Source organism: Kribbella sp. HUAS MG21, assembly GCF_040254265.1.
Taxonomy (GTDB): Bacteria; Actinomycetota; Actinomycetes; order Propionibacteriales; family Kribbellaceae; genus Kribbella.
The window spans coordinates 7656603-7673717 of record NZ_CP158165.1 but is presented as its reverse complement, the minus strand read 5'-3'; the positions used below and the strand labels follow the sequence as shown (position 1 = coordinate 7673717).

The following is a 17115-nucleotide window of genomic DNA, read 5'->3' as shown; positions in this document are numbered from 1 at the left end:
GCGTGATGGCCTAGGGTGGCGGCCGTGGATACGGTTTCCTCGGCAGGCAGGCGGTTCGTGCTGCTTGCCGGGGTGATCGTGGTCGCCGGTGGGCTGGCGGGGTGGTGGATTGTTACCGCGGGGCGGGCGGCGAGCAGGGGGTTCGACATCACGGATGAGGGCTATTACCTGCTCTCGTATCGGTGGTGGGACAGTAATCCGTTGGCGTTGACCGGGGTGCAGTACCTGTACGGGCCGGTGTTCGAAGGGTTGGGGTACGACATCGTCGGGCTCCGGGTCTTCCGGTTGTGCACTGTGGTCGTCGTACATCTGGTCTTCGGGTACAGCTTCATGCGGTGGCTGCGTGGGCGGCGTCCCGGCGCGCCGCCGACCAAGCTGTGGGAGGCGGCCGGTACGGCGGCCGTGCTGGCCGCGGGCGGGATGTGTTACAGCTGGATCCCGCAGTCGCCCGGGTACAACGATGTCGTGCTGCTCGGCGCGCTGACGCTGGTGTCGTGCGTGCTGTGGATGGCGACCGCCGTCGACCGCGGTACCCGGGTGCCGTTCTGGATCTTCCTCGTGGCCGGTCTGGTGATCGGCGCGATGGTGCTGGCCAAGTGGACGTCGGTCGTGCTGATCGGCCTGATCGTGATCACGGCGATCGTGGTGCTCGCGGGGGAGGGCTGGCGAGCCGTTGCCCGCGGCATCCTTCTCGCGCTGGGCGGTCTCGGGCTGGCGGCGCTCGTCGTGCAGCTGTTCGTGGTGCGCCTGGACGTCGCGGTGCCCGGGATCCTCAGGGTCAACAAGTTCATCGCCGGTACGTCGTACTCGCCCGTCGACCTGCTGCAGCTCTACTGGTCCAGCAGCATGACGCTGATCGGCCGCACGCTCGTTGCGCACGGTCCGCTGTTCGTTGCGACCGCGCTGGTCGTGGTTGCCCGCTGGCGCTGGCTGCGGATCGCCGCGGCTGCCTTCGCGGCGGTCGCCCTGGTCCTGTCCGTACGACGTGTCGTGGTCGACGACGGCGCACTGGGCGGCTCGCAACACCTCCCGCTGTACGCCGAGACGCTGCTGGCTGCCGTACTCGTCGCCGTCGTGGCCGCGGCCAGCGCGCTGGCCGCCGACCGCTTCGGACTGACGGCGCGCTCGCGGTTGAGCCGCGAGAACGGCCGGACCTGGGCGATTCTGGCGCTGCTCGTGCTGCTGCCGTTGGTGCAGGCCTTCGGGACGAACACCCCGCTGTATTCGATCGGCTTCAACGCGTTCGCCGCCTGGGCCGCGGTGCTGATCGCCGTACTGACCGGGCTCTGGGCCGTGCCGGGCGCGGCGCGGGCGATGGTCGGGCTGGTGCTCGTGGGGTCCCTGGTCGCGACCGCGACGATCGCCTATACAGGCTTGGTCCGGTACCCGTACCGATCGGTCGGCCACGCCCAGCTGACCGCGAAGACCACGGTCCCCGCGCTCGACGGGCTCTACCTGTCGCAGCCCGCCGAGGAGAACTTCGGCCGCCTGGTGCGGGAGTTGCGGCCGTACACGGAGCCGCCCGGACGCCCGGTGCTGGCGTTCGACAAGATGGCCGGCCTGGTGCTGATGCTCGGCGGCCGGCCGCTCGGCGAGGCCTGGGTCGCGCCGAAGGAACGCGGGCGGACCGCGGCCGGGATCGAGGAGGCCTGCCGGACGCACCGCCCGGACCGGGCGCCGCTGATCATCCTGAACCGGAAGATCTCGGACTTCGAGATCACCGCGCTGCGCGCCTGCGGGCTGGACTTCCACGCCGAGTACGAGCAGCTCGCGCCGCCGCGGGAGACGATCGGCCTGCAGGTCTGGATTCCCAAGGCCGAGCGGGTCCCGCGGACGACCGGATGAGATCCTGGTGCCATCGATCGGACAGGAAGGTTGCGCATGATCAAGGTCGGTGTCCTGGGGGCCAAAGGCAAGATGGGCGCTCAGACGTGCCTCGCGGTCGAGGAGGCCGCCGACTGTGAGCTGGTCGCCCAGCTCGACCAGGGCGACGCGCTGGACGCACTCACCGCGGCGGGCGCCGAGGTCGTCGTCGACTTCACCCGCCCCGAGGTCGTGATGGACAACCTGGCCTGGTGCATCGAGCACGGGATCCACGCCGTCGTCGGCACCACCGGGTTCGACGAGCAGCGGCTGGCCACGCTGCGCGGGCAGTTGGAGAAGTCCCCGAAGACCGGCGTCCTGATCGCGCCGAACTTCTCGATCGGCGCGGTCCTGATGATGCGCTTCGCCGCCCAGGCCGCCCGGTACTACGAGTCCGTCGAGATCATCGAGCTGCACCACCCCGACAAGGTGGACGCCCCGTCCGGCACGGCCCGTCGTACGGCGGAACTGATCGCGGACGCCCGGCGCGCGGCCGGATCCGGGCCGATCCCGGACGCGACCACGACCGCGCTGGACGGCGCGCGCGGTGCCGACGTCGACGGGATCCGGGTGCACGGCGTCCGGTTGCGCGGCCTGATCGCGCACCAGGAGGTGCTGTTCGGCGACGAGGGCGAGACGCTGACGATCCGGCACGACTCGATGGCCCGGGTCTCGTTCATGGCCGGCGTGCTGCTGGGCGTCCGCAGCATCGGCGGCGCGCCGGGGCTGACCGTCGGGCTCGAGCACTTCATGGACCTCTCCTGAGATGAGAGCCAAGCAGACCGCGATCCTGCTGGCGGTCGTGTTCGTCGCGTACGCCGTGCTGATCGGCTGGCGCGGCGTCCTGCTGATCAAGACGGGTACGGCGGTTGCGGTCGTGCTCGGGCTCGCGGTACTGGTGATCCCGCTGATCGGCGCGTACCTGGTATGGCGGGAGCTCCAGTTCGGGCGCCGTACCGAGGTCCTGGCGCGCGAACTGGAGGCGGTCGGCGGCCTACCGGTCGACGACCTGCCGCGACGCCCGTCCGGCCGCATCGACCGGGCCGCCGCGGACGAGGCCTTCGGCCGCTACAAGGCCGAGGCCGAAGCCGCCCCGGACGACTGGCGCGTGTGGTTCCGCCTGTCAACGGCGTACGACGCAGCAGGCGACCGCAAACGCGCCCGCGAAGCCATGCGAACCGCAATCACCCACCACGACCGGACGCCCTGAGTTACCCGGGAGTTCGCGGTGAAGGCGGCGGGATGACTGACAAGCCGCTGTGAAACGGGCTATTTTCGAGTAGGTACGTGGCAGCCGCCACGTCAAGGTCGGAGACTGGGTGGAGCCGTCCTGTGCCATCAGACGGGTCTCGCCGCGGCTCGGACGACGTTCAGGGGGCTGGATTCGGCGGCCTGTTGCGCCGGCACCGACGGGAGGCGGGGCTGTCGCAGGAAGCGCTCGCCGAACTCGCCGGCCTGAGCGTCGACGCGATCGCGGCGTTGGAGCGGGGACGCCGGCGGGCGCCGCGGGCGCACACGCTACGCCTGCTCGCGGACGCCTTGCACCTCACGGATTCGGACCGCCTCTCGCTCGCGGCCGCGGCCCGCAAGGAAGCCGCCGCGCCGCGCCTGCAGCTGCGGCAACCGCCCGCGCCGATCAACGAACTCATCGGCCGCACGACCGAGCTCACCGCGACGACCCGCCTGCTGCGGCAGCGAATCACGCGTTTGCTTACGTTGACCGGACCGGGCGGTGTCGGCAAGACGCGGCTCACGCTGGCGGTCGCCGGCGAGGTCGCGGACAGTTTCCAGGACGGCGTCTGCTGGGTCCCGCTTGCCGCGCTGACCGACCCCGCGGCCGTCGTACCGGCGGTGGCCGAGTCGATCGGGCTGCGGCCGTTGGAGAGCACCCGGTTGATCGAGGAGATCGCCGAACAGATCGGGCGCAGCGCGATGCTCCTGGTGTTCGACAACTGCTCGCACGTGGTCGCGCAGGTCGGGCAGGTCTGCGCCGCCCTGCTCGAGCACTGCCCGAACCTGTCGATCCTCGCGTCGAGCCGGGAACTGCTGCGGCTGGCCGGCGAGAGCGTGTACGTCGTACCGGCGCTGAGCCTGCCGCACGACGAGCAGAACCTGCAGGCGTCGGAAGCGGTACGGCTGTTCGTCGAGCGCGCGACCGCCCGCGGGTACGAGCCGGGCGGCGAGCTGGACCAGGTCGCCCGCGTCGTGCGCCGGCTGGAGGGCATGCCGCTCGCGATCGAGCTGGCGGCGGCCCGCACCAACGTCATGACGATCGCGGAACTCGCGGCCGAGCTCGAGACGTCGTTCAGCATCCTGGCGGGCGGCGACCGGACCGCCTCGCCGCGGCAACAGTCGATGTACGGCGCGATCGAGTGGAGCCACGCGCTGCTGACCCCGGCCGAGCGGGAGATGTTCGCGCAGCTGTCGGTGTTCGTCGGGGGCTGGACGCTGGGTGCGGCCGCCGCGGTCCTGACCGGCGTCGGGTCACGGGTGGAGGCACTCGACCTGATCGGTCGGCTGGTCGACAAGTCGCTCATCCGGGTGGCCAGACGCGGCGGCGTCGCGCGGTACTACATGCTCGCGGTGATCCGGGAGTTCGCGGCCGACCGGCTGCGCGCCGCGGGGCAGACGGACGCGACGACGGAGCGGCACGCGCACTACTACCTGAGCCTCGCCGAGGAGGGCGAAGGCCAGTTGCGCGGCCCGGAGCAAGGGGAGTGGCTGGATCGCCTGGAGAACGAGCTCCCGAATCTGCGGGCGGCGATCGCCTGGTCGTTGCGCACGGATTCGATCGCCGAGGCGTTGCGGCTGACCGGCGCGCTCTGGCTGTTCTGCAATCTCCGCGGGCACTACGCCGAGGGCAGCCAGTGGCTCGAGCGGGCCCTGCAGCTCGCCGACCTGCAGCCGCCGGACCGCATGGAAGGACTCGCTCCCGCCTGCGCGAAGGTGAACCTCGGCGCGGGCACGCTCGCGTTCCTCCAGTGCGAGTACGACGCCGCGACCGAACGCCTGCAGACCGCGCTCACGCAGTACAAGGCACTGGACGACGCGGCCGGGACCGCGCTCGTCCTGCAGCGCCTCGGCGGCGTCGCGCGCGAACGCGGCGACTACGAGGCCGCGGAGGACCTGCACTGCGAGAGCTACGACCTGTACGAGAGCCTCGGCGATCGTGCCGGGATGGCCTGGGCGCACAACCACCTCGGCTTCGTGGCCTGGCTGCGCGGCGACCTGGAGGTCGGCGCGCGCCGCTGCCGGCGGGCTCGCGACGCGTTCCGGGTGGTGGGGGACGGCGAGGGACTCGCCTGGTCGTTGATCAGCCTCGGCGCGATCGCGCAGTACGGCGGGGAGCTGGTCGAGGCGGAGGACCTGCTGCAGGAGAGCCTGGCGCTGTCGCAGCGGCTCGGGTACCGCGAGGGGGTCGCGTGGTCGCTGAACCAGCTCGGCATCATCGAGCGGCGGCGCGGGCTGACCGAGCGCGCGGTGCACCTGCTCGACGAGAGCCTGGCCGAGCATCGCGATCTGGGGGACCGGTGGCGGTCGGCGAGTGTGCTCGAGGAGCTGGCTGCGGTCGCGCAGCAGCGGGGGCGGAGCGAGTACGCCGCGTTCCTGCTCGGCGCCGCGCATGAGGTACGTGACGTGATCCGGGCACCGGTGCCGCGGATCGAGCAGGCCGACCATGAGGCAACGCGGGTCGCAGTCGAGGCGTCGCTCGAGCGAAGGGCCTTCCGGGCCGCCTGGTCGGCCGGCCGCGCGGCGCCGCTGGCCGCGGTGGCCGACGGGTATCCGCCGCCTACCTCGCCGCTGGACCCGGCACGAGATCCGCTCTGACCGAAGGCCTCGCGATCCCCTGGACCCAGTCGCTGCCTGCACTGACCGCGCTGCCCGCTCACGTGTTGCTGCCTCGCGGAGCGCCACGACCTGGGGGATCGACGGCACCCCGCGAGGGATCTGGGGGCGCGGTTTCCCGGATGCGGCTCCGAATTCGTGGCCCGGTCGGCTGTGCCCTCTGTCTGACCCCCCAGGCAGTCCCCCCACCTGCACAGCCGGCCGAAGCCACGTCGGCGGTGGCCGTCGTCGAGCCCTCCCAGTCGACGCTCGATCCTCCGCGCTGACTCAAGGTTGCCGTGATCACACTGTGTCGCACAGGGACGCAACCCTGACATCGCCCTGACAAAATTGTCCTGACAACGAAAGCCCGCCCGGAATTTCGCCGGTTGTGACCGGCAACTGTCGTTCGGTAGGCGAATTCCGGGCAATTCAAACGTTCGTCAGGGCAGATATCCGGAAACCGCCTGGGTGAATCGGGCGATCCGCCGCAACGGGGCACCGGACATTTCCTCGTCCCCGGGTGCTTCCTTCTCCGGAGCGGGGATACCCTCGCCGGCACAGGTGGCGTCGGCGGCCGGCGCGACTCCGGTGGTGAGGAACGTGTTGACGATCCGGTCCGCGCACTTGTTCACGCCGCCGTACACACCGTGGTCCCCTTCGCCGGTGACCGTGACCAGTCGCGAGCCGACGTACCGGCGGTGGGCCGACAACGCGAGGCTGTAGCTGGTCGCCGGGTCGTGCACCGACTGCACCATCAGCGTCGTCGGCAGGCCCTTGCCGGTCGGCGTCGGCATCGTCAGGTTCGGGCGGTCCCAGGCGAAGCACGGGTTCTCGGCCATCGTCCAGCCGAGCAGCGGGAAGTGCGGGCCGAGGCGAGCGGCCAACTGCTCGCCGTACTCGCGTCCCTGCGGCCACGGCGTGTCGTTGCAGGTGATGGCGGTGAAGGTCGCGTCCTCGGAGTCCTCGCCGAGCATCCGCAGTCCGATCGGCGCGCGGTTGGCGCGTTGCACGAGCTGCCGCTGTCGCGCCGTCGAAAGGCTGTCGACGTGCCGTTGCGCGGCCTGCGGACCGCCCTTGGACTGCGCCTCGGAAAGCTCTTCGAGAAACAGCAGATCGGCGGCGAGCAGTGGGAAATCGAGCTTGGAGTACATGTCGCCGGAAATCAGCTGGTCGAGCGAGTTCTGGTCGTAGGTGACCTTGATCGCGCCGTCCAGGAACTCCTCGGACGCGGGCCGCTCCTTCAGCGCGCGCCGCAGCCGTTCGTACCGGCGGATGATCGCGCCCGGCGTCGAGCCCAGCTTCAGCTGGTCGTCGTACTTCGCCGCCCAGGGCGCGAAGTCCTCGCGGAACCGGCGTTCGAACGCCTGCGGCTGGCTGACGAACGTGTCCATCCAGGTCTTGGTGAAGTCGGTGTTCGAGTCCAGCACGAAGCGGCCGACGTGCTCGGGGAAGTAGGTCTGGTAGTACGCGCCGAGCCAGGTGCCGCCGGAGTACCCGACGTAGTCGATCGTGTCGAAGCCGAGCAGCTGCCGGATCAGGTCCATGTCCTGCACGGTCTGCGCGGTGGTCACGTAGGGGAGCAGGCCGCGGGACTGGCGGTCGCAGTACGGCTGGGCCAGCTCGGACGCCTCGGCGATCAGGTCACGGGTCGCGGGGTCGCGGTCGCGGGCGTCCATCGTGTAGCCGGGTGTGCCCTCGCAGCTGACGTTCGAGCTGCTGCCCGTCCCGCGCGGGTCGAACCCGACGGCCAGGTGATCCTTGGCGAGCGCCGGCTGGCTGGCGAGGTACGGCGCCATCCCGAGGCCGGCGCCGCCCGGGCCGCCGGGGTTGCCGAACACGACCCGGCTCGGCGTGCCCTTCCGCGGCGCGACCTTGCTGACCGCGATCTCCAGGTCGTTCCCGGCGTACTGGTTCGCCCAGTCACGCGGGACGGTGACCTTCGCGCAGTAGGTGCGGAACTCCTCGTCACCGCACTTGGTCCACTTGGGTCTCTGCCTCAGGTACTTCGACGCGACCGGATGCGGCTTGTCGACCACGGTCGCCGATTGCATCGACGCGGTCGCTCCCGATCCCGGGACGACGAGGACAGCGGCAGCGGACAGCCCAAGGCCGACGGCCAGGGGAAGGAACTTCATGCAGACTCCAGCGGATGGCCATGCGTGATCGGTCCGTGACAATCTGTCATGCCGACCGCTACGCGTCGACCACCACCCCCGGCCAGTCGCCGATCGGCGACCTGCTATGGGCCTACTCCGCGCCGGGGTCGGTGTGCAGCCGGATCTGCTTGATGCGCACCGACTCGTCGCCGTACAGGTCGAGCTCGCGGTGCGCGCCGTCCGGGGCCCAGCCGGCCTCGGTGTAGAAGGCGCGCAGCACGTCGTCGGTGGAGTTGACCCAGACGGTCACCCGGCTGAAGCCGTCGGCGCGGACCGTGTCGACGACCGCGTTCAGCAGCCGCGAGCCGTGGCCGGCGCGGGTCGCCTCCGGGCGCACCGCCAGTTCGGCGATCAGCGCGTCGCGCTGCTGGTCGGCGTCCGGGTCGTCGGAGGGGGTGATGGCCGCGAAGCCGACCAGCTCGCGGCCGGCCAGCGCGACCATCACCCGGTTCCGCGCCTCGCCCGGGGCGATCAGCGCGGCCCGCCACTGCGCCGCGAACTGCGCGGCGTCGAGGTCGGCGAGGACGTCGGCCGGAAGCAGTCCGGCGTACGACGCCCGCCAGGCGGCCACCTGGATCTCGCCGATCGCGTTCGCCTCGGCAGGCAGCGCGAGCCGGACGCTGGTCTCGGCGACAGGCGTCTCGGACGAGCCGGTCAGCTCCGAGAGGTTGGCGGGTTCCGGGACGCCGAAGTCACTCATGACCGTCATCTTCCCAAGTCAGTACACGAGCCGCCGCAGCAGGGTCTCGGCCGGGCCGCGGTACGCACGCCGGCTCATCGCGTACGCCGCGGCGACCGAGACGATCCAGACGCCGATCGCGACCAGCGCCGCGGTGTACGCCGTACTCCCGAAGCGGAGGTTCAGCGTGAACGGGGCCAGCAGGACCATCCACGCCACCGACTGGAACAGGTACCCCGACAGCGACCGCTGGCCGAGTGCGGAGATCGCGCGGACGGGCCACGTCAGCTTGGTGATGCGTGCGACGAGCAGGCCGAACAGGGCGACGTACCCCGGACCGGCGAACATCCCGCTCGACTGCGAGAGGAACTTGACCGCGTCGAGCGCCGACTCGTCGACGTGCAGCAGCCCGACGCTGACCAGGGCGAGCGGGAGTCCGCCGAGAACGGCGATGCCCAGCCCGGAGGCCGCGACCCACGCCAGCAGCGTGCGGTGCGCGCCCGGGTTCTCGAGCAGCTGCTTCCGGGCGGCCCAGATGCCCAGCCAGACGATCGTGACGAAGCCGAGGACGGTCGCGGTGTGCAGCGGGTACTCGTGCAACCGGCCGACGAGGCTCGCGCCGTACGACGAGGCGGCGAGCGACGGGTTCGGCTCGTTCGTGAGCGCGTGCGCCGGGCCGCTGCTGCTGACGACCGCAACCATCGCCCGGACGGCGACTAGCGCGAGGTACACCAGTTGCACCGCCCAGATGCCCAGCGCGATGCGGTGGAACTTGTCGCCGCGATTGAGCAGGAACAACGTGCAGATGATGCCGGCGACGCCGTACGCGCCCAGGAAGTCGCCGAAGTACAGCAGGGTCGCGTGGACGAGGCCGAAGGCCATCAGCCAGGCGTTCCGCCTGACCAGGATCCGCCGTACGGCGCCGGTGGTGGCGCCGGCCGCGCGCTGCCGGCGGGCCAGCTGGACCAGGCCGTAGCCGAACATGATCGCGAACACCGGGTACGCGCGGGCGTCGACGAAGGTGAGCTTGAGAAAGTTCAGCACGCGTTCGAAGCCGTGTGGCGCGCTCTCCAGGCCGGGCTGGCCGGCGAAGGCGAAGTTGGCGCTGTTGGCGAGGCCGATCAGCAGCAGCATGGCGCCGCGGATCAGGTCCGGCGCGAGCGCGCGTTCGGTACGGGTGACCGGGCCGCGGTGCTCGGTGGCCTGGCGGGTGAGTGTGGTGGTCACGGGGTCCTCCGGGAAACTGTTCAGCCCTTGAACGGATAACAGCATCCTGGCCCCGGCGCGGCCCGGTTCCCCAGTGCGTCAGGCCCCCGGTGCGGGGTGGGTCCAACTCCACCTTTGTGACACTTGTTGTTGATTCGGAGAAAAAGTGTCACATATGCTGGGCGTATGGACAGCTTCCAGGCGACCATCGACGCCGACGGCCGGATCGAGCCGCGGGACGCGATGCCGGACGGGTACCGCAAGACCCTGATCCGGCAGATCGCGCAGCACGCGCACTCCGAGATCATCGGCATGCAGCCGGAGGGCAACTGGATCAGCCGCGCGCCGTCGCTGCGCCGCAAGGCGATCCTGATGGCGAAGGTGCAGGACGAGGCCGGCCACGGGCTCTACCTCTACGCTGCCGCGGAGACGCTCGGCGTGGACCGGGCCGACCTGCTCGACCTGTTGCACAGCGGGAAGCAGAAGTACTCCAGTATCTTCAACTACCCGACGCTGACCTGGGCGGACATCGGCGCGATCGGCTGGCTGGTCGACGGCGCCGCGATCGTGAACCAGGTGCCGCTGTGCCGCTGCTCGTACGGGCCGTACGCGCGGGCGATGGTGCGGGTCTGCAAGGAGGAGTCGTTCCACCAGCGGCAGGGGTTCGAGATCCTGCACACGCTGTGCAACGGCACCCCGGCGCAGAAGGCGATGGCGCAGGACGCGCTGGACCGCTGGTGGTGGCCGTCGCTGATGATGTTCGGCCCGCCGGACTCCGCCTCGACGCACTCCGAGCAGTCGATGGCGTGGGGGATCAAGCGGCACAGCAACGACGAGCTGCGGCAGCGGTTCGTGGACATGACGGTGCCGCAGGCCGACGTCCTCGGGCTGCGGGTGCCGGACGACGGCCTGTCGTACGACGAGGCGTCGGGACACTACCGCTTCACGGAGCCGGACTACGCGGAGCTGTACGAAGTGGTCAAGGGCAACGGCCCGTGCAACCGGCAGCGGCTGGCGCATCGCGTCAAGGCGCATGAGGACGGCGCCTGGGTGCGCGAAGCCGCGGCGGCGTACGCGGAGAAGCAATCGATCAAGGCGGGTGCAGCATGATCGAGCCGCTCTGGGAGGTGTTCGTACGGTCGCGGCGGGGGCTGTCGCACACGCATGTCGGCAGCTTGCACGCGCCGGACGCAACGATGGCGCTGCGGAACGCGCGGGACGTCTACACCCGCCGCCAGGAAGGCGTGTCGATCTGGGTGGTGCGGGCGTCCGACATCACCGCGTCGAGCCCGGACGAGAAGGACGAGTTCTTCGACCCGGCCGGCGACAAGGTCTACCGGCACCCGACGTTCTACCAAGTCCCGGAAGGCGTCGAGCACCTGTGAACGACGATCTGTTCGTCTACACGCTCCGGCTCGGTGACGACGCGCTGATCGCGGCGCAGCGCACCGGTGAATGGATCGCGGCCGCGCCGCAGCTCGAGGAGGACGTTGCGCTCGGCAACATCGGCCTGGACCAGCTGGGGCAGGCCCGGTCGCTGCTGCAGTACGCCGGTTCGCTGGACGGCCGCACCGAGGACGAGCTCGCGTACTTCCGCGACGAGCGCGAGTTCCTGAACCTGCAGCTGTGCGAACTCCCGAACGGCGATTTCGCGCACGCGATGGCCCGGCTGCTGTACTTCGCGACGTACCAGCACCTGCTGTACGACGAGCTGCGGTCGAGCGCCGACGAGATGCTGGCCGGGGTGGCGGGGAAGGCGGTGAAGGAGGTCGCGTACCACGTGGACCACGCGACCCAGTGGGTGCTGCGGCTGGGGGACGGGACCGACGAGAGCCACCGGCGGATGCAGGCGGCGCTGGACGAGCTGTGGCCTTACACCGCCGAGATGTTCGAGTCCGACGCCCTGGTTCAGCGGCTGGAGGTAGCCGTCGATCCTGCGGCGCTGCAGGACGAGTGGAACCAGCGGGTTCTGGCCGTCGTCGACGAGTCCACCTGCGAGCGGCCCTCGTCCTCCTACCAGCACACCGGTGGCCGCCTGGGCCGGCACACCGAACACCTGGGCTACCTGCTCGCCGAGCTGCAGCACGTCGCGCGATCCCATCCGGGGGCGACATGGTGACCGACGCAGCGATCCTCGAAGCCGTCGGCGAGGTCCCCGATCCCGAGGTCCCGGTCCTCACGATCGCCGACCTCGGCGTCCTGCGCGGCGTCCGGCACGAGGGCGACGAGGTGGTCGTCACGATCACCCCGACGTACTCCGGCTGCCCGGCGATGGACGTGATCCGCCACGAGGTCGAGCTCACCCTTCGCTCGCTGCACGTCAACGGCCGGGTGGAAACGGTCCTCTCGCCCGCCTGGACCACCGACTGGATGACCGAATCCGGCAAGGCCAAGCTCACCGAGTACGGCATCGCCCCACCCTCGAACGGCCCGGTCCTGCTGCAGTTGAGCGTTCGCTGCCCGCTGTGCGGCTCGCCGAACACACAAGAGCTGAGCCGCTTCGGCTCCACCTCCTGCAAATCCCTCTGGCGCTGCAACTCCTGCAAGGAACCCTTCGATCACTTCAAGGCGATCTGATGCCGACTGTCACCCGCCGCCGGGCCGTCTTCCACCCGTTGAAGGTCGCCGCGATCGACGCGATCACCGACGACGCGGTCGCGATCACGTTCGCCGTACCGCCGGAGCTCGCGGACGACTACCAGTTCACGGCCGGCCAGCACCTGACGATCCGCCGTACCGGTGAAGAGGTGCGCCGCAGCTACTCGATCTGCTCGCCCGCCGGATCGGGCGTGCTGCGGATCGGCGTGAAGCGCATCCCGGGCGGCGAGTTCTCGGCGTACGCCGCAAACGAGCTGAAGGTCGGCGACGAGCTCGAGGTGATGACCCCGCTCGGCCGCTTCGGTACGACGTTCGACGCCGCCAACGCCAAGCACTACGCGTTCGTCGCCGCGGGCAGCGGGATCACGCCGGTGCTGTCGCTGGTCGCCACGATCCTGTCCGTCGAGCCGTCGAGCCGGGTGACTTTGCTGTACGGCAACCGCACCGCGGGCTCGGTGATGTTCGCCGACGAGCTCGCCGACCTGAAGGACCGGTACGCCGAGCGCTTCCACCTCGTGCACGTGCTGTCGCGCGAGTCGACCGAGGTGGAACTGTTCAGCGGCCGCATCGACACGGACCGGCTGCGGCGGATGTTCGCGACGATCCTGCCGCTGGACTCGGTCGACGAGTGGTTCCTCTGCGGCCCGTACGCGATGGTCGTCGGCGCACAGGAGTTGCTGCTGGGCGAGGGCGTGCCGCGCGAACATGTCCACGCGGAGCTGTTCCACGTCGGTGACGAGGCGCCGAAGGCACCGGTCGAGGAGTCCGTCAGCGACGAGGACGCCGCCCAGGTCACCGTCATCCTCGACGGCCGCCGGTCGACCTTCCCGCTCGGTGAGCACTCGAAGGCGGTCCTGGACGCGACCCTCGCCGTACGCTCCGACGCCCCCTTCGCCTGCAAGGGCGGCGTCTGCGGCACCTGCCGCGCCAAGGTCCTCGACGGCAACGTCCGCATGGACACCAACTGGGCCCTCGAACCCGACGAAATCCGCGCCGGCTACGTCCTCACCTGCCAATCCCACCCGACCACGCCGACGGTCACGCTGGACTTCGACGCCTGACCCCGTGAGCTGATTCACTCCGCGGCATGACCGAACCCTTCCCTGCGCCGCGCCCGATCAGCACCGAAGAGCGGGAGTTCGTTGCGACCGTCGAGGCCTCGATGCGCCCCGCGTTCGTCGAGGCGGTGGCTCACGAGTTCGGACCGTTCGACCGGCCGACGGCGGAGATCCTGCAGCGGATGTCCGCCGCGGCGCCGGGCGAGCGTCTGCAGACGGCCGTCGAGGCGCGGATGAACTCGGCCCCGCACTTCGATGCGCTGCCCTCCGAGGAACGGTCGGCGGCCGCCCAGCAGGCTGCCCTGGTCGCCGCCCGGACGATCGATGCGAGGCTGACCGTGCAGGCTGCTGAGGGGCGGCTCGGTACGCTGGCCGGCAAGGGCGCGGATCGCCTGCTGCGCGGGCAGTACGAGAAGGTGGCTCAGGAGGCCGGCGGTCAGGCCGGTCTCGTGCTCGGCGGTGCGATCAACCGGGCGCGGTTCCTGCAGGTTGCGGAGATCCAGCGGCAGGCCGGCGCAGGCGTGGCCGCACCCGCCCCCGGGTCTCGGAGCACCTCGGGCACAGCCGAGGCTGCCGCCGCCAAGCCGGGCGACCGAGCGAAGGACGCCCGCGGCCACCTGCGCGACTGAGGTTCCACCGAGCCGATGGCGCCCTGACCTGATCAGTCGCGGGCAGCGGTCGCATCTCACCGGATGCTGTTAACCGCGGCCCGCGACTGAAGCTTTCTCAGTCGGTGCCGGACTCCATGGCGGCGCGGTCGAGGAGTTCGTCCTCCTCGGTGGCCTCGCCGCGGGAGGCGATGGCCTCGGCGCCGCCGGTGGGGAGCTCGCCGATCAGGTCGGTGGAGGAGGCGAGGGCGGGGTTCGCCGAGCCGAACATGCCGAGGCCGGCGTACTGCTCCAGCTTCGCGCGGGAGTCGGCGATGTCCAGGTTCCGCATGGTGAGCTGGCCGATCCGGTCGACCGGGCCGAACGCCGAGTCCTCGATCCGCTCCATCGACAGCTTGTCCGGGTGGTAGCTCAGCGCCGGGCCGGTGGTGTCGAGGATCGAGTAGTCCTCGCCGCGCCGGAGCCGGAGTGTGACCTCACCGGTGACCGCCGTACCGACCCACCGCTGCAGCGACTCCCGGAGCATCAGCGACTGTGGGTCAAGCCAACGGCCTTCGTACATCAGCCGGCCGAGCTTGCGGCCCTCGGTGTGGTACGTGGCGAGCGTGTCCTCGTTGTGGATCGCGTTCACCAGCCGCTCGTACGCCGTGTGCAGCAGCGCCATGCCGGGCGCCTCGTAGATACCCCGGCTCTTGGCCTCGATGACCCGGTTCTCGATCTGGTCCGACATGCCGAGCCCGTGCCGGCCGCCGATCGCGTTGGCCTCCAGCACCAGGTCGACCGCCGTACCGAACTCCTTGCCGTTGATCGTCACCGGCCGGCCCTGCTCGAAGCCGATCGTGACGTCCTCGGCGTGGATCTCGACCGCCGGGTCCCAGTGCGCGACGCCCATGATCGGGTCGACGGTCTCCACCCCGGTGTCGAGGTGCTCGAGCGTCTTCGCCTCGTGGGTGGCGCCCCAGATGTTCGCGTCGGTGGAGTACGCCTTCTCGGTGCTGTCCCGGTAGGGCAGGCCGTGCGCGACCAGCCACTCGGACATCTCCTTCCGGCCGCCGAGCTCGTGCACGAACTGCGCGTCCAGCCACGGCTTGTAGATCCGCAGCTGCGGGTTCGCCAGCAGGCCGTAGCGGTAGAACCGCTCGATGTCGTTGCCCTTGAACGTCGAGCCGTCGCCCCAGATCTGGACGTCGTCGTCGAGCATCGCCCGGACCAGCAGCGTGCCGGTCACCGCCCGCCCGATCGGGGTGGTGTTGAAGTACGTCCGGCCGGCCGAGCGGATGTGGAACGCGCCGCAGGCCAGCGCCGCGAGCCCTTCCTCGACGAGCGCCGCGCGGCAGTCCACCAGTCGGGTGATCTCCGCGCCGTACGCCGTCGCACGGCCGGGGACCGACGCGATGTCGGGCTCGTCGTACTGCCCGAGATCAGCGGTGTACGTGCACGGGACCGCACCCTTGTCCCGCATCCACGCAACCGCAACCGACGTGTCGAGACCACCCGAGAAGGCGATCCCGACCCGCTCACCGACCGGCAAAGAAGTAAGCACCTTGGACACAGGAAAAGTATGCACCCTCCTGCATGATTATGCAAAGCGGTCCCGCTCACCTCTCCGCACAACCCTCCACCTCAGGGGGCATGCCTCGAACTGGAGGGTTGCCCACTGGAATTTTCAGGGGGCAACCCTCCAGCTGAGGGGGCAACCTCGCGCGGGCATCCGCGTGGCTGGTGGGGCTGGTGGGGTGTGTGGGGGAGGATGTGGGCTCGGGTGGAGGGAGTGAGGCGCCATGATGGGGCGGTCGCATGCGTTGTCGGGGTGGTGTGCCGGGCTGGCGGTGGCGCCGCTGGTCGGGCTGACCTCGGTCGCCGAGGTGGTGCCGTTCGCGGCGGCCACGGCCGGGTACGCGCTGGTGCCGGACCTGGATCACCCGGGTGCGAGCGCGTCCCGCCTGCTCGGCCCGCTGACGCGCCTGGTGTCGGGAGTGGTGCGGGCGCTCTCCGGCCTCCTCTACAACCTGACGAAGGGCCCGCGCGACGAGGACAGCACAGGGAAACACCGCCACGCCACCCACACCCTGGTCGCCGCGGTTCTGCTCGGCATGCTCGCCGCCAGCCTCGGCGACCGCGGCAAATGGGCGGTCCTCGCGGTCGCGGTTACCGGCCTGGTCCTGGCCGCGGACGTACTCGGTGACTGGATCATCCTCGCCGTACTCGGCGCGGCCGGCTGGTCCGTCCTCGGCACCACCCAACCCCTCACAGCCCTGCCCGGTACGGCGGCCGCCGACGCGCTGCAGGCAGGCCTGACCCAGATCGGCGGCTGGATCGGTGCGGCGGTCGCCGTCGGGATGTTCGTGCACTGCCTGGGCGACAGCCTCACCCGCTCCGGCTGCCCGTGGCTCTGGCCGCTGCCGTTCCGCGGCGAGACCTGGTACGAGCTCCGCCTCCCGAAGCCGCTCCGCTTCAGCACCGGCCACTGGTTCGAGCGCCTGGTGATCGTGCCCGCGCTGAGCGTCGGCGCCGTACTGCTCCTGCCTGGGGCGTACCAGGCAGTGCGGCAACTGTTCGACGCGACGTCCGTGTGGCTCGCCGGCAACTAGTCCTGCAGCCGGCCAGTCAGGTACGACGGGACGCCGCGAGCCTCGAGCGCCGCGGCGAAGCGGCGCTGGTTGCGGTCGCCCGGCCAGGCCTCCCAGAAGAACAGCGGGAGTGCGAGGACCGCGCCGATCAGCACCACCCAGAAGCTCTGCGCGACGAACGCGAGCGCGACGGAGATCATGAACACCGCTTCGCAGACCGCGAACCGGGTGAACGTCGACGCGGTGAACCGGCGCCACGAGTCGGCCTGGATCTCGGCCGCGGGGCGGTTGGAGTACTCGAGCGGGGGAGTGCGGAAACCGATCAGCTCGCAGATCGAGTACGCCCCGACCGCGGCCGCGAGCACGACCAGCGGCGGCCAGCTCGCCGGGAACTCGCCGATCCCGTCGACGGCGAGGACGAACCACAGGACCAGGGTGATGAGCGGGATCGCCGCGGCCATCGTGGCGCAGACCATCGTCAGGGTCTGGCGGGCGGCGGGCGTGGCGGGGCTGGCAGCAGGTGTCGACACGCGGAAGAGGTTAGCGGTC

16 protein-coding genes are annotated in these 17115 nt (G+C 70.5%); 11 read left to right on the top strand and 5 right to left on the bottom strand.

Going from position 1 to position 17115, the window contains the following annotated elements; genetic code table 11:
* Window positions 1-24 precede the first annotated feature (24 nt).
* The 4 genes from ABN611_RS37040 to ABN611_RS37025 all read left to right on the top strand — a co-directional run bounded on the left by ABN611_RS37040 (window position 25) and on the right by ABN611_RS37025 (window position 5691).
* On the top strand, window positions 25-1845 hold the full coding sequence (locus tag ABN611_RS37040) for a hypothetical protein (RefSeq protein WP_350276964.1): 1821 nt from the start codon (window positions 25-27) through the stop codon (window positions 1843-1845).
* 36 nt (window positions 1846-1881) lie between these two features.
* The gene (gene dapB, locus ABN611_RS37035) at window positions 1882-2628 is read left to right on the top strand and encodes a 4-hydroxy-tetrahydrodipicolinate reductase (RefSeq protein ID WP_350276963.1); all 747 of its coding nucleotides are present in this window, start codon (window positions 1882-1884) and stop codon (window positions 2626-2628) included.
* Between the two features lies 1 nt (window position 2629).
* Window positions 2630-3073, top strand: coding sequence for a hypothetical protein (locus ABN611_RS37030; RefSeq protein WP_350276962.1), 444 nt, complete (start codon window positions 2630-2632; stop codon window positions 3071-3073).
* A gap of 122 nt (window positions 3074-3195) precedes the next feature.
* Window positions 3196-5691 (top strand): tetratricopeptide repeat protein, encoded by a 2496-nt coding sequence (locus tag ABN611_RS37025; RefSeq protein WP_350276961.1) that lies wholly within the window; start codon window positions 3196-3198, stop codon window positions 5689-5691.
* 440 nt (window positions 5692-6131) lie between these two features.
* Here ABN611_RS37025 and ABN611_RS37020 read toward each other — a convergent pair whose 3' ends face one another.
* The 3 genes from ABN611_RS37020 to ABN611_RS37010 all read right to left on the bottom strand — a co-directional run bounded on the left by ABN611_RS37020 (window position 6132) and on the right by ABN611_RS37010 (window position 9753).
* On the bottom strand, window positions 6132-7826 hold the full coding sequence (locus ABN611_RS37020; RefSeq protein ID WP_350276960.1) for an alpha/beta hydrolase: 1695 nt from the start codon (window positions 7824-7826) through the stop codon (window positions 6132-6134).
* A 112-nt stretch (window positions 7827-7938) separates the two neighbouring features.
* On the bottom strand, window positions 7939-8547 hold the full coding sequence (locus tag ABN611_RS37015) for a GNAT family N-acetyltransferase (RefSeq protein ID WP_350276959.1): 609 nt from the start codon (window positions 8545-8547) through the stop codon (window positions 7939-7941).
* An 18-nt stretch (window positions 8548-8565) separates the two neighbouring features.
* The gene (locus tag ABN611_RS37010) at window positions 8566-9753 is read right to left on the bottom strand and encodes a DUF418 domain-containing protein (RefSeq protein WP_350276958.1); all 1188 of its coding nucleotides are present in this window, start codon (window positions 9751-9753) and stop codon (window positions 8566-8568) included.
* A gap of 165 nt (window positions 9754-9918) precedes the next feature.
* Here ABN611_RS37010 and paaA point away from each other — a divergent pair, with 165 nt between their 5' ends.
* The 6 genes from paaA to ABN611_RS36980 are packed head-to-tail and all read left to right on the top strand — an operon-like array spanning window position 9919 to window position 14017.
* Window positions 9919-10842: a 1,2-phenylacetyl-CoA epoxidase subunit PaaA gene (paaA, locus tag ABN611_RS37005; protein WP_350276957.1), complete on the top strand. Its 924-nt coding sequence runs from the start codon at window positions 9919-9921 to the stop codon at window positions 10840-10842.
* The gene (paaB, locus tag ABN611_RS37000) at window positions 10839-11117 is read left to right on the top strand and encodes a 1,2-phenylacetyl-CoA epoxidase subunit PaaB (protein WP_167213524.1); all 279 of its coding nucleotides are present in this window, start codon (window positions 10839-10841) and stop codon (window positions 11115-11117) included. The genes paaA and paaB overlap by 4 nt, the downstream gene beginning before the upstream one ends.
* Window positions 11114-11851, top strand: a complete 738-nt coding sequence (gene paaC / locus ABN611_RS36995; RefSeq protein ID WP_350276956.1) for a 1,2-phenylacetyl-CoA epoxidase subunit PaaC — start codon at window positions 11114-11116, stop codon at window positions 11849-11851. Before paaB ends, paaC begins: the two co-directional genes overlap by 4 nt.
* On the top strand, window positions 11845-12309 hold the full coding sequence (gene paaD / locus ABN611_RS36990; protein WP_350276955.1) for a 1,2-phenylacetyl-CoA epoxidase subunit PaaD: 465 nt from the start codon (window positions 11845-11847) through the stop codon (window positions 12307-12309). Before paaC ends, paaD begins: the two co-directional genes overlap by 7 nt.
* Window positions 12309-13391: a 1,2-phenylacetyl-CoA epoxidase subunit PaaE gene (gene paaE, locus ABN611_RS36985; RefSeq protein ID WP_350276954.1), complete on the top strand. Its 1083-nt coding sequence runs from the start codon at window positions 12309-12311 to the stop codon at window positions 13389-13391. Before paaD ends, paaE begins: the two co-directional genes overlap by 1 nt.
* 26 nt (window positions 13392-13417) lie before the next feature.
* Entirely contained in the window at window positions 13418-14017 is a 600-nt protein-coding gene (locus tag ABN611_RS36980) for a hypothetical protein (protein WP_350276953.1), read from the top strand.
* A gap of 97 nt (window positions 14018-14114) precedes the next feature.
* On the opposite strand, the gene argG is transcribed toward ABN611_RS36980, so the two are convergent.
* Window positions 14115-15548: an argininosuccinate synthase gene (gene argG, locus ABN611_RS36975; protein WP_350276952.1), complete on the bottom strand. Its 1434-nt coding sequence runs from the start codon at window positions 15546-15548 to the stop codon at window positions 14115-14117.
* A 229-nt stretch (window positions 15549-15777) separates the two neighbouring features.
* On the opposite strand from argG, the gene ABN611_RS36970 reads away from it, so the two are divergent.
* Window positions 15778-16587, top strand: a complete 810-nt coding sequence (locus tag ABN611_RS36970; protein ID WP_350276951.1) for a metal-dependent hydrolase — start codon at window positions 15778-15780, stop codon at window positions 16585-16587.
* Here ABN611_RS36970 and ABN611_RS36965 read toward each other — a convergent pair.
* Window positions 16584-17096: a hypothetical protein gene (locus tag ABN611_RS36965; RefSeq protein WP_350276950.1), complete on the bottom strand. Its 513-nt coding sequence runs from the start codon at window positions 17094-17096 to the stop codon at window positions 16584-16586. The two genes, ABN611_RS36970 and ABN611_RS36965, sit on opposite strands and share 4 nt — an antisense overlap.
* Between the last annotated feature and the right edge of the window lie 19 nt (window positions 17097-17115).

What these genes read in the sequence shown, in the direction of transcription:
- ABN611_RS36970 (WP_350276951.1), top strand. Translation starts at nt 15,778, where the DNA reads ATGATGGGGCGGTCGCATGCGTTGTCGGGGTGGTGTGCCGGGCTGGCG.
- paaB (WP_167213524.1), top strand. Translation starts at nt 10,839, where the DNA reads ATGATCGAGCCGCTCTGGGAGGTGTTCGTACGGTCGCGGCGGGGGCTG.
- paaD (WP_350276955.1), top strand. Translation starts at nt 11,845, where the DNA reads ATGGTGACCGACGCAGCGATCCTCGAAGCCGTCGGCGAGGTCCCCGAT.
- ABN611_RS37020 (WP_350276960.1), bottom strand. Translation starts at nt 7,826, where the DNA reads ATGAAGTTCCTTCCCCTGGCCGTCGGCCTTGGGCTGTCCGCTGCCGCT.
- paaA (WP_350276957.1), top strand. Translation starts at nt 9,919, where the DNA reads ATGGACAGCTTCCAGGCGACCATCGACGCCGACGGCCGGATCGAGCCG.
- paaE (WP_350276954.1), top strand. Translation starts at nt 12,309, where the DNA reads ATGCCGACTGTCACCCGCCGCCGGGCCGTCTTCCACCCGTTGAAGGTC.
- ABN611_RS37015 (WP_350276959.1), bottom strand. Translation starts at nt 8,547, where the DNA reads ATGAGTGACTTCGGCGTCCCGGAACCCGCCAACCTCTCGGAGCTGACC.
- dapB (WP_350276963.1), top strand. Translation starts at nt 1,882, where the DNA reads ATGATCAAGGTCGGTGTCCTGGGGGCCAAAGGCAAGATGGGCGCTCAG.
- ABN611_RS37030 (WP_350276962.1), top strand. Translation starts at nt 2,630, where the DNA reads ATGAGAGCCAAGCAGACCGCGATCCTGCTGGCGGTCGTGTTCGTCGCG.
- ABN611_RS36980 (WP_350276953.1), top strand. Translation starts at nt 13,418, where the DNA reads ATGACCGAACCCTTCCCTGCGCCGCGCCCGATCAGCACCGAAGAGCGG.